Origin of the sequence: Actinoplanes sp. GCM10030250 (genome assembly GCF_042666575.1) — a bacterium.
Classification (GTDB): Bacteria; Actinomycetota; Actinomycetes; order Mycobacteriales; family Micromonosporaceae; genus Actinoplanes.
In genome coordinates, this window is record NZ_JBHTDO010000075.1 from 1 (window position 1) to 12531 (window position 12531).

General features: G+C 74.8%; 2 protein-coding genes. Both read right to left on the reverse strand.

Annotated elements, in window-relative coordinates; genetic code table 11:
• Positions 1-5958: SDR family NAD(P)-dependent oxidoreductase (locus tag ACFQV6_RS43860; protein ID WP_378033674.1), on the reverse strand; the 5958-nt coding region annotated here is incomplete at its 3' end.
• Positions 5959-5985: 27 nt separating this feature from the next.
• Positions 5986-12531 (reverse strand): SDR family NAD(P)-dependent oxidoreductase (locus ACFQV6_RS43865; protein WP_378033675.1); only part of this gene is annotated, 6546 nt, incomplete at its 5' end.

Consider the following 12531-nt stretch of genomic DNA (forward strand, 5'->3'; position numbering starts at 1 on the left):
GTCGGTGGTGGACAGCCCGGCGGCCGCCAGCGCCTGCCGGATCACCCGCTCCTGCGACGGCCCGTTCGGCGCGGTCAAACCATTCGACGCACCATCCTGATTGACCGCCGACCCCCGAACCACCGCGAGGATCCGATGCCCCTTACGCCGCGCCTCGGACAACCGCTCCACCAGCACCATGCCGACACCCTCGGCCCAGGCCGTACCGTCGGCGGAGTCGGCGAACGACCGGCACCGGCCGTCCGGCGAGAGCCCGCGCTGGCGGGAGAACTCGACAAGCCCGGCCGGGCTCGCCATCACCGTCACGCCGCCGGCCAGCGCCAGGTCGCACTCACCGTTGCGCAGCGCCTGCGCCGCCAGATGCAGGGCGACCAGCGACGACGAGCAGGCAGTGTCCACGGTGACGGCCGGGCCCTCCAGCCCGAGGGCGTACGCCACCCGGCCCGAGACGACGCTGCCCGCGGTGCCGACGATCAGATGGCCCTCCACCTCGGGCGGCGCGACCGAGACATCGGCGGCGTAGTCGGAACGCATCGCGCCGACGAACACACCGGACCGGCTGCCGCGCAGCGCCGTCGGGTCGAGTCCGGCCTGCTCGACCGCCTCCCACGCCGTCTCCAGCACCAGGCGCTGCTGCGGGTCCATGGCGAGCGCCTCGCGCGGCGAGATGCCGAAGAAACCGGGGTCGAAGTCGGCGGCGCCGTCGAGGAACCCGCCGCCGGTCGGGTAGAACGTGCCGGGCCGCTCACCGGTCGGATCGTGCCGAGCCGGGTCCCAGCCGCGGTCGGCCGGGAGCGGGCCGATGCCCTCGGCGCCGGCCGCGACCAGGTTCCACAGTTCGTCGGGTGATTCGATGCCGCCCGGATAGCGGCAGGCCATGCCCACGATGGCGATCGGCTCACCGGCGTGCGTGGTGGCGGTCACCGGCCGCGCGGCCACGGCGCTCCCGGCGAGCCGGGTATCGAGCAGGGCGGCCACCGCGCCCGGCGTGGGGTGGTCGAAGAGCAGCGTGGCGGGCAGCCGCAGCCCGGTTGCGGTGTTCAGCCGGTTACGCAGGTCGACCGCCATCAGCGAGTCGAAGCCGAGCTCCTTGAACGGCCGGCCGGGCTCGACCCGGGCCGGGTCGTCGTGGCCGAGCGCCACGGCGACCTGCCGGCGGACCAGGTCGCCGAGGGCGGCGAGGCGGGCGCCCGGCTCCAGGCCGTGCAGGCGCTGCCGCAGCTCGCCGGTTCCGGCGGTGGCACCGGCCGGGGTGGGCCGCTGCCGGACCAGGCCGCGCAGCAGCGGAGGCACCCCGGTGTGCACGGCGGCGGCGCGGATGGCCGGCAGGTCGAGGGCGGCGGGCGCCAGAACGGGGAGCCCGATGGCGCAGGCGAGGTCGAACAGGCGCAGCCCGGCGGCGGTCGGCAGGGGCCGCAGCCCGGCCGCACCGAGCCGCCGCCGCCCGTCGCCGCCGACACCGGCCGTCATCGTGGAGGTCTGTTCCCACAGGCCCCAGGCCAGCGCGGTGGCCGCCCGGCCGTGAGCGTGCCGGTGCCGGGCCAGCCCGTCGAGGAACGCGTTCGCGGCCGCGTACGCCGCCTGGCCGGGGTTGCCGAGGGTCCCGGCGAGCGAGGAGAACAGCACGAACAGCGGTACGTCGCCGGCGAGCTCGTGCAGGTTCCACGCCGCGTCCACCTTGGGCCGAAGGACGACGTCGAGCTGCTCGTCGGTGATGTCGGTGAGCAGGGCGTCGTGCAGGGCACCGGCCGCGTGCACGACCCCGGCGAGCGTGACGCCGTCGAGGACGGCGGCCAGGGCGTCCCGGTCGGCCGCGTCGCACGCCACGACTGTCGCGTGCGCACCGCGGGCCTCCAGGTCGGTGACCAGGTCCGCGGCACCGGGCGCGTGCGGGCCGCCGCGGCTGAGCAGCAGCAGGCGGCGTACGCCGTGCCGGGTCACCAGGTGCCGGGCGACCTCACCGCCGAGCATGCCGGTGGCGCCGGTGATCAGCACCGTGCCGTCCGGTTCCCACGGGGACGCGCCGCCGCCGGGTGCCCGAACCAGCCGGGGCACCTCATATGCCCCGCCCGCCAGCCGGAACTGCGGTTCCCCGCCGGCCAGCGCCAGCTCCAGCAGCTCCGCCGAGGCGGGCGCGTCGTCGATCTCGGCCACGACGAAGCGGCCGGGGTGCTCGATCTGCGCCGTGCGCACCAGGCCCCAGACGGCGGCGTGGGCCAGGTCGCCGGGTGCGGTCAGCACGGCGAGACGGGCGTCACCGTCCCGCTCGCCGGTGAGCCAGTCGCGGAGCAGGCCGAGCGTCTCCCGTACCGAAGCACGGGTTGCTGCCGCGACGTCACCGGGAGTCCCCGGCGCGAGCCGGACCACGACGGCGGCCGGGACCGGCTCGGCGGGCGGCACCGGAAGTGGCACCTGAATCCACTCCGGCAGGTGCAGCGCGTCGTCGCCGGCCGGTGCCCTGGTGGTGAGCGCCTCCACGGTGAACACCGGCGCACCGGTGCCGTCGGTGGCGGCCACGGTCGTCTCGCCGCCCGGCCCGGTGGCGAGGTGAACGCGCAGCGCGGTGACGCCGGTCGTGTGCAGGGTCACCCCGGCCCAGGAGAACGGCAGCCGGACCCCGTCGGCGCCGGTGAGCAGCGCGTGCAGGGCGGCGTCGCTCAGCGCCGGGTGCAGGCCGTACCCGGCGGTGTCGGCGCTGGTGGTGACCTCGGCGAAGACCTCGCCGCCGCGGCGCCAGGCGCGGCGCAGGCCCTGGAAGGCCGGGCCGTAGTCGAGGCCGAGATCGGCCAGGCGCGGGTAGAGATCGGCGATGTCGACGGGCTCGGCGCCGGGTGGCGGCCAGGTCACGGTGCTTTCCGGGTACGCCTCCGCGGGCCGCAGCACACCCCTGGCGTGGCACCGCCACGGCTCGTTGACGTCCCGGGAGTGCACCTCGACCGCCCGTCCGCCGTGCTCGCCGGGCTCCGCCACGGTGACCTGCACAGTCACGGTTCCCGCGTCCGGCAGGACCAGCGGCTCGTGCAGGATCAGCTCGTCCAGCCGGTCACAGCCGGTGGACCGCCCGGCGTACAGGGCCAGCTCGACGAAGGCGGTGCCCGGCAGCAGAACCTTGCCGAGGACGCCGTGGTCGGCGATCCAGGCCGGCCGGTCCCCGGCCGCCGGGATCGTGCCGGTGTAGACGACAGTGCCGTCCGCGGCCAGCTCGACCATCGCTGCGAGCAGGGGATGACCGGCTTCGGCGAGGCCCAGCCCGGCCGGGCTGGGCGTGCCGGCCTGCCCGCGCAGCCAGTAGTGCTCCCGCTGGAACGCGTAGGTGGGCAGGTCGGCCGGTTCGCCGCCGACCGGCCAGTCGACCGGGGCGCCGTGCACGAACGCGTGGCCGAGGCTGCGGTGGAACCGGTCCAGGCCGCCCTCGCCGCGGCGCAGCGCGCCGACCGCGACCGCGTCGGCACCGGCGCTGTCGATGGTGTCGGTGAGCCCGACGGTGAGGACCGGGTGCGGGCTGCACTCGACGAACATCCGGTGCCCGGCGGCGAGCAGCGCCCGCACGCCCGCCTCGAACTCGACGGTGCTGCGCAGGTTGCGGTACCAGTAGCCGGCGTCCAGCCCGGTGCCGTCGAGGACCCGGCCGTCGACGGTGGAGAAGAACGGCACGGTGGCCCGGCGCGGCCGAATCGGGGCGAGCGCCCGCAGCAGCTCGTCGCGGACCGGCTCGACCTGCGCCGAGTGGGAGGCGTAGTCGACGGCGATCCGCTTGGCCGCGACGTCCTCGGCCGCGCAGCGCGCCAGCAGTTCGTCGACGGCGGCGGCCGGTCCGGCCACCACCACCGAGGCGGGGCCGTTGACCGCGGCGACGGAGAGGCCGTCACCGCAGCCGGCCATCAGGTCGCGGACCCGGCCGGCCGGCAGCGGGATGGACGCCATCGCGCCGTCACCAGCGATGCGGCGGATCGCCCGACTGCGCAGGGCGACGACGCGGGCGGCGTCGGGCAGTGAAAGGGCGCCGGCCAGGTGCGCGGCGGCGATCTCACCCTGGGAGTGGCCGATCACGGCGGCCGGGCGGATGCCGTACGCCTGGAAGAGCCGGGCCAGCGAGACCATCATCGCGAACAGGGCCGGCTGCACGACGTCGACGCGTTCCAGCAGCTCGGGCGGGGCGTCGCCGCGGACCACCGCGAGCAGGCCGGCGTCGGCGTACGGTTCCAGCGCCTCGGCGCACTCGGTCATCGCCGCCGCGAAGGCCGGTGCGGTCCTCAGCAGTTCGGCGCCCATCGCGACCCACTGCGAGCCCTGTCCGGGGAAGACCAGGACCGGCCGGGTGTCGCCGGTGGCGATGCCCCGCAGCAGGTCGGCGTGGTCGTCGCCGGCGGCGAGGGCGCGCAGCGCATCGAGGCCACCGGCGGGCAGCGCGGCGCGGTGGGCGAAGACCGCCCGGTGTGCGGCGAGCGTGGTGGCGACCGGCGCCGGGCCGAGGTCGCCGGCGACGTCGAGCAGGCGCGCGGCCTGGTCACGAAGGGCCTGCGGGGTACGCCCGGACAGCACCCACGGAATCGTCGTGCCGGCGCCGGCCGTCACCGGTTCCCGGGCCGGTGCCTGCTCCAGCAGGACGTGCGCGTTGGTGCCGCTGACACCGAACGACGAGACCGCCGCGCGGCGTGGCCCGCCGGTACCGGGCCACGGCCGGGCCTGCGTGAGCAGGCGCACCTCACCTGCGGTCCAGTCGACCTGACTGCTGGGCCGGTCGATGTGCAGGCTCCGCGGCAGTGTGCCGTGGCGCATGGCCTGCACCATCTTGATCACGCCGCCGAGGCCGGAGACCGCCTGCGCGTGTCCGAGGTTCGACTTGAGCGAGCCGAGCCAGAGCGGGTCCGCACGGTCCTGCCCGTACGTCGCGAGCAGCGCCTCCGCCTCGATCGGATCGCCGAGGCGGGTGCCGGTGCCGTGTCCCTCCACCACGTCGATGTCGCGCGGAGTGAGCCCGGCGTCCTCGAGCGCCTGCCGGATGACACGTTCCTGGGACGGGCCGTTCGGTGCGGTGAGCCCGTTCGACGCGCCGTCCTGGTTGACCGCGGAGCCGCGGACCAGGGCGAGCACCGGATGGCTGAGGCGCTGGGCGTCGGAGAGCCGCTCCACCACGAGCACGGCGACCCCCTCGGACCAGCCGGTGCCGTCGGCTGCGTCCGCGAACGACTTGCACGCGCCGTCCGGGGCCAGGCCCCGCTGAGCGCTGAACTCCAGGAACATGCGAGGGCTGCCCATCACGGTGGCGCCGCCGACCAGGGCCAGGCCGCACTCGCCGTTCTGCAGTGCCCGCCCGGCCAGGTGCAGGGCGACGAGCGCGGAGGAGCAGGCGGTGTCGATGGTAACGGCGGGACCCTCCAGCCCGAACGCGTACGAGATGCGCCCGGACGCCACGCTGCCCGAGTTGCCGGTGATCAGGCGGCCCGCAAGCCCCGGCGGCGCCTGCGCCGCCGGGTTCAGGTAGTCGTGCGGGTAGGTGCCGACGAAGACGCCGGTGCGGCTGCCGCCGAGCCGGTCCGGCCGGATCGCCGCCCGTTCCAGGGCCTCCCAGGCGACCTCCAGCAGCAGCCGCTGCTGCGGGTCGGTGGCGAGGGCCTCCTTCGGCGAGATGCCGAAGAACTCGGCGTCGAAGTCGCCGGCACCGTGCAGGAAGCCGCCGGATCGGGTGTAGGACGTGCCGGTGTGCCCGGGGTCCGGGTGGTAGAGCCCGTCGAGGTCCCAGCCGCGGTCGGCGGGGAACGGCCCGATCGCGCTGCGCCCGCCCTCCACCAGCTCCCACAGCCCCTCGGGGGTGCTGACACCGCCGGGGAAACGGCAGGCCATGCCCACGATGGCGATCGGCTCCCGCTCCCGCAGTTCCTTGAGTTGCTGCTTGGTCCGCTGCAGGTCGACGGTGACCTTGCGGAGGTACTCGACCAGCTTCGCGTCGTCAGCCACGGCTCACCCTCTCGCTTCGCGCCGTCGTCAGTTGAGCTCGTTGTCGATGAACGTGAGCAGCTCGCTCACCGAGGCGCTCTCCAGGTCGCCGGCCGGCGCCGCTGCGTTGCCGCCGAGCTGTGCCAGCAGGGCGGTGAGCCGGTTCTCGAGTTCGGCGCGCAGGGCGCCGTCGTCCGCCGGGACCGACGCGACCACCGCCGCCAGCCGGTCCAGTTCCGCCAGGCCCGGTGTCACCGGTTCCGGGCTCAGCTCGCCGGCCAAGTGCCCGGCGAGCACCGCCGGGGTCGGGAAGTTGAACAGCAGCGCCGGGGAGAGCCGCAGGCCGGTGGCTGCCATCAGCCGGTTGCGCAGCTCCACCGAGGTCAGCGAGTCGTACCCGGCGTCCTTGAAGGCCAGGTCCGGGTCGAGGGCGTCCGCACCGGCCAGCCCGAGGACCTGCGCGGCCTGCGTACGGACCAGGTCGAGCACGGCGTGGTGGCGTTCCGGCTCGCTCATCGGCGCCAGCCGCTCGCGCAGGCCGGTCTCGCCGTTCGCCGCCCCGGTGGGCGGCGGGTCCACCGGGACCAGGCCGCGCAGCACGATCGGGGCGGCCGCTCCCCGGGCGCGCACCACGGCCAGGTCGAGGCGGGCCGGCACCAGGACCGGCCGGTTGGCGGCGACCGCGGCGTCGAACAGGGCGAGCCCGTCGGTGACGCTCAGCGGCAGCAGCCCGGACCGGCTCATCCGGGCCCGGTCGCCGGCGTCCAGCCCGGCCGCCATGCCGCCTTCGCTCCACGAGCCCCAGGCGAGGGAGACGCCGGCCAGGCCGTCCGCCTGCCGCCGCTGGGCCAGCGCGTCGAGCCAGGCGTTGGCGGCCGCGTAGTTCGCCTGTCCGGGGCTGCCGACGATCCCGGCGACCGAGGAGAACAGCACGAACATGGCCAGGTTCTGGTCCCGGGTCAGCTCGTCGAGGTGGCGGGCGGCGGTGACCTTGGGCCGCCAGACGGCGTCCAGCCGCTCCGGGCCGAGCGCGGTGATCACGCCGTCGTCGAGGACGCCGGCGGCGTGCACGACCCCGGTGAGAGCCACCCCGTCCAGGACACCGGCGAGGGCGTCCCGGTCGGCGGCGTCGCAGGCCACCACGGTGGCCTCGGCGCCCAGTTCGGCCAGCTCGGAAACCAGCTCCCGGGCGCCGGGCGCCTGCGCTCCCCGGCGGCTGAGCAGCAGCAACCGGCGGGCACCGTGCCGGGTCACCAGGTGCCGTGCCACCTCGCGGCCGAGCGCGCCGGTGGCGCCGGTGACCAGCACCGTGCCGTCCGGGTCGAGGGCCGGCGGCATGGAGAGGACCAGCTTGCCGACATGCTGGGCCTGGCTCATCAGGCGCATGGCCCGGTCGGCGTGCCGCACGTCGAAGGTGCGTACCGGCACGAACCGCAGCACACCCTCGTCGAGCAGCCCGAGGACCTCGTCGAGCATCTCGCCGAGCCGCGGCAGGCCCAGGTCCATCAGGTCGAACGCCCGGTAGTGGACGCCCGGGAAGGCATCGGCGACCGCACGCGGATCCCGGATGTCGGTCTTTCCCATCTCCAGGAAGCGGCCGCCGGGCGCCAGCATCCGCAGTGAGGCGTCGACGAACTCGCCGGCGAGCGAGTCGAGGACCACGTCGACGGTGCCGAACCGGTCCTCGAAGTCGAGGGTGCGCGAGGACGCGATCCGGGACCGGTCGACGCCGTACGCCTCGAGCACCTCCCACTTGGCGGGGCTCGCGGTGGCGTACACCTCGGCGCCGAGCCACTGCGCGATCTGCACCGCGGCCAGGCCCACCCCGCCGGCGGCGGCGTGGATCAGCACCCGGTCACCCTTGCCGACCCGCCCCAGCTCGACCAGCCCGTGATAGGCGGTGAGGTAGACGACCGGTACGGCGGCCGCGTCGGCGAACGCCCAGCTGTCCGGGATCCGCGAGAGCGAGTCCTCGGCGACGACGGCCAGCGGCCCGAAGGAGCCGGCGAACAGGCCGGTGACCCGGTCGCCGACGGCGACCCGGCGGACACCGGCGCCGACCTCGAGGACCACACCCGCTCCCTCACGGCCGGGGACACCGGGGTCGCCCGGGTACATGTCGAGGGCGCTGAGCACGTCCCGGAAGTTCAGGGCGCCGGCGTGCACGGCCAGCCGGACCTGGCCGGGGCCGAGCTCACCGAGGACCTCCGGGCACAGGGTCAGCGCGAGCCCGTCCAGGGTGCCCTTGGTGCGGATGGCGAGGCGCCAGGCGTCGGTGCCGGGCGGCGGCAGCAATCCGGCGGGGCGGGTCAGGCGGGGAACCCGTACGGTGCCCTCGGCGATGGCGAGCTGCGGCTCCCCGGTGCCGGCGGCGGCGCGGGCGAGCTGCTCGGAGCGCCGGTCGCCGTCGAGGTCGAGCAGGACGAACCGGCCGGGGTTCTCGCTCTGCGCCGAGCGGACCAGGCCCCAGATCGCGGCCTGCTCGGGGTCGGGGGCGGCGCCGGTGGCCCGGCGGGTGACGACGACCAGCGGCCGCTCGTCGTCACCGGCGAGCCGGTCCTGGACGAGGGTGAGCGCGTCCACGACCGAGGTGAGGGGCGGCGCGAACGTGAGGTCGGCGGCGGGTGCCGTGCCGGTCACGTCGAGCGGCTGCCAGCCCGGCTCGAAGAGCGCGTCGCGGGTGGCGGCGGCGCGGATCTGCCCGCCGGTCACCGGTTGCAGGAGCAGCTCGTCGGCCACGAGCACGGTGCCGGTCTCGGTGAAGAGCGCGACCTGAATGCTGCGGGGGCCGGTGCGGCGCAGGCGTACCCGGACGGTCTCCGGCACCTCGGCGGTGCGGGCCACGCCGTGGAAGGCGAACGGCAGCATCATCTCACCGTCGGGGAACAGCCCGGCCGCGCTCACGTGCAGGGCGCCGTCGAGCAGTACGGGGTGCACGGCGAACCGCTGCCCGCGGGCCGGTTCGGGCACGGTGACCTCGCCGAACACGGCGTCGTCGCGCCGCCACGCCCGCAGCACCCCGCGGAAGGCCGGCCCGTACGCCAGTCCCAGCCCCGCCAGCTCGCCGTAGAGCGCCGCCACGTCGACCTCGGTCCCGCCGGCCGGCGGCCAGGCCTCGCTGATCGGGTCCGGCGCGGGCGCCGCGCCCGTCAGGGTGCCGGTGGCGTGGCGGACGAACGGCGCGTCCTCGCTGCGGGAGGAGAGCACGAACGTCCGGTCCGGCGCGACCGCCAGCTGGACGGCGACGGCTTCCCGCTCGGGGAGGACCAGGGGTGCCTCCAGGGTGAGCTCGGCGAGGTGCGGGCTGCCGAGCCGCTGCCCTGCGCTGAGCGCCCAGTCGGCCATCGCGGCGCCGGGCAGCACGACCGTGTCCTGCACGACGTGGTCGGCCAGCCAGCCGAGGGACTTGCGGGAGACGCTGCCGGTGAAGAGCACCTCGCCGGTGCCCGCCGACTCGACAACCGCCCGCAGGACCGGGTGCCCGGTCGCGGTCTGGCCCAGATCGGCGGGGTCGAGGCGGCGGACCGTTTCGAGCCAGTACCGGTCACGCTGGAACGGGTAGGTGCGCAGCTCGGCGGGTTCGGCGGCCGGCTGGATCCGCGCCCAGTCGACAGGCAGTCCGGCGGTCCACAGCTGCGCGACGGCGGTGAGCAGGGCGGTGATCCCGTCCCGGTCGCGGCGCTGCAGGGCGACCGCCTCGCCGTCTTCGATCATCGCGGTGAGCGCGGCGTCCGGGCCCACCTCCACCAGGTACGCGTCCCCGGCCGCCACCAGCGCATCAGCGAACCGCACCGGCTGCCGGACCTGGCGTACCCAGTAGGCCGGATCGGTCAGATCCGCACTGGCCTCCACGGTGGAGATGATCGGGATGCGGGGTTCACCAAACGTCAGCCCGGCGACGATGTGGGCGAAGTCGTCGAGCATCGGCTCCATCAGCACCGAGTGGAACGCGTGGCTGACCGTCAGCTCCCGGCCTCGCATTCCGGCAGCGACCGCGCGCACCTCGTCGGCGATGCCGGAGATCACCACCGACTGCGGACCGTTGACCGCCGCGATCGACACCCCGGCCGTCAACAGCGGTGTCACGTCGGCTTCGGACGCGCGGACCGCGACCATCGCCCCACCAGCCGGCAACGCCTGCATCAACCGAGCGCGGTGCGTGACCAGGGTGGCAGCGTCGGCGAGGGACAGAATCCCGGCCACATGCGCGGCAGCGATCTCCCCCACCGAATGACCGATCAGCACCCGCGGCTCGACACCGAGGGCCTCCAGGACCCGGAACAGCGCCACCTCCACCGCGAACAACGCCGGCTGCGCAACACCGGTAGCCCGCAACGCCTCCGCGTCATCACCGAAGATCACCGCACCGACCTGCGGATCCAAGACTCCGGTTATCTCGTCGAACGCCGCCCGGAACACCGGCAGCCGCTCATAGAGATCACGCGCCATACCCAGCCACTGCGAACCCTGCCCCGAGAACAACAGGACCGCACTTTCCTTCGCCGGCCGAGGGCCGGCCAGTTCCTCGCCCGAGTCGGCCCACACGACGGCGCGCCGTTCGAAGCGGGCGCGGGCCCACAGCCCGGCCGCTGTCGCGGCCGGCGGGGCGTCCAGGTCACGCAGCCGGACCAGCATCGCCCGCACCGCCGCGTCGGACCGGCCGGAGACCGGCCACACCACCGGCATCCCTTCGACCCCGGCCGTCGCCGGCGGTTCCGGAAGCTGCGGTGCCTCTTCGACGATCACGTGGGCGTTCGTGCCGGAGATACCGAACGACGACACCCCCGCCCGGCGCGGACGACCGTCACGCGACCACTCCACCGGCGACGTCAACAACTCAACAGCACCCGACGACCAATCGACGTGCGACGACGGCTCCTCCACATGCAACGTGCGCGGCAACAACTCGTGCCGCATCGCCTGCACCATCTTGATCACACCCGCCACACCGGCAGCCGCCTGCGTATGCCCGATGTTCGACTTCACCGACCCCAGCAGCAGCGGCCTCTCCCGACCCTGCCCATAAGTCGCCAGCAACGCCTGCGCCTCAATCGGATCACCCAGCGTCGTCCCCGTCCCGTGCGCCTCCACCACATCCACATCACCGGCCGACAACCCCGCCGTAGCCAGCGCCTGCCGAATCACCCGCTCCTGCGACGGCCCGTTCGGCGCGGTCAAACCATTCGACGCACCATCCTGATTGACCGCCGACCCCCGAACCACCGCGAGGATCCGATGCCCCTTGCGCCGCGCCTCGGACAACCGCTCCACCACGAGCACGCCGACCCCCTCGGAGAAGCCGGCGCCGTCGGCGGTGTCCGAGAACGATTTGCACCGGCCGTCGGGCGACAGGCCTCGCTGGCGGGAGAACTCGACGAAGGTGGTGGGCGTGGCCATGACCGTGACACCGCCGGCCACGGCCAGGTCGCACTCGCCGTTGCGCAGCGCCTGCGCTGCCAGGTGCAGGGCGACCAGCGAGGACGAGCAGGCGGTGTCGACGGAGACGGCCGGGCCCTCCAGCCCGTAGACGTACGAGATCCGGCCGGAGATGACGCTGTTGCTGGTGCCGACGCCGACGTAGCCCTCGACCTCGGCGGCCACGGCGGAGCGGTCGGCGGCGTACTCGGAGTTCATCGCGCCGACGAACACACCGGTTCGGCTGCCCCGCAGCTGGCCGGGGTCGATGGTGGCGTCCTCGAACGCCGCCCAGGTCGTCTCCAGCAGCAGGCGCTGCTGCGGGTCGGTGGCCAGCGCCTCGCGCGGTGACATCCCGAAGAACCCGGCGTCGAAGTCCGCCGCGTCGTAGAGGAACCCGCCGTTGCGGGTGTAGCTCCTGCCCGGCACCTCCGGGTCCGGGTCGAACAGCTCGTCGACGTCCCAGCCCCGGTCACCGGGGAACTCGCCGATCGCGTCACCGCCGGCAGCGACCAGGTCCCACAACTCGTCGGCCGAGCCGACCCCGCCGGGGTAGTGGCAGGCCATGCCGATGATCGCGATCGGTTCGTCGGTACGGGAGACGACCGGCGCCGCCTCCGGCTTCGGCCGTGCGGACTCCAGGCGCTCCCGCAGGAAACCCGCGACGCGGGCCGGTGTCGGGTGGTCGAAGACCATGGTCGCGGGCAGCCGCACGCCGAGCTCGGCGTTCAGCCGGTTGCGCAGCTCCACCGAGGTCAGCGAGTCGAAGCCGAGGTCCTTGAACGGCGCGTCGGCGTCCACCGCACCGGGGTCGGCCACACCGAGCACCCGGGCCGTGATCTCCAGGACCAGTTCGCGCAGGTCACGGTCGCCGCCCGGGACGGCGGCCGGAGCCGGGACCAGCGCCCGCAGCAGCGGGGACGCGTCGGAGCCGAGCCGGCGCACGGCGCGCAGGTCGAGGCGGCAGGGCATCAGCGCGGGACGGCCGGCCGCGAGTGCCGCGTCGAACAGCGCGAGCCCTTCGGCCGGCGACAGGGCGACAACACCGGTGCGGGCGGCACGTGCCCGGTCGGCCGTACTCAGCCCACCACCCATCCCACCGTCGGTGTCCCACAACCCCCACGCCAGCGACACACCCGGCAACCCAGCAGCACGCCGCTCCACGGCCAGCGCATCCAA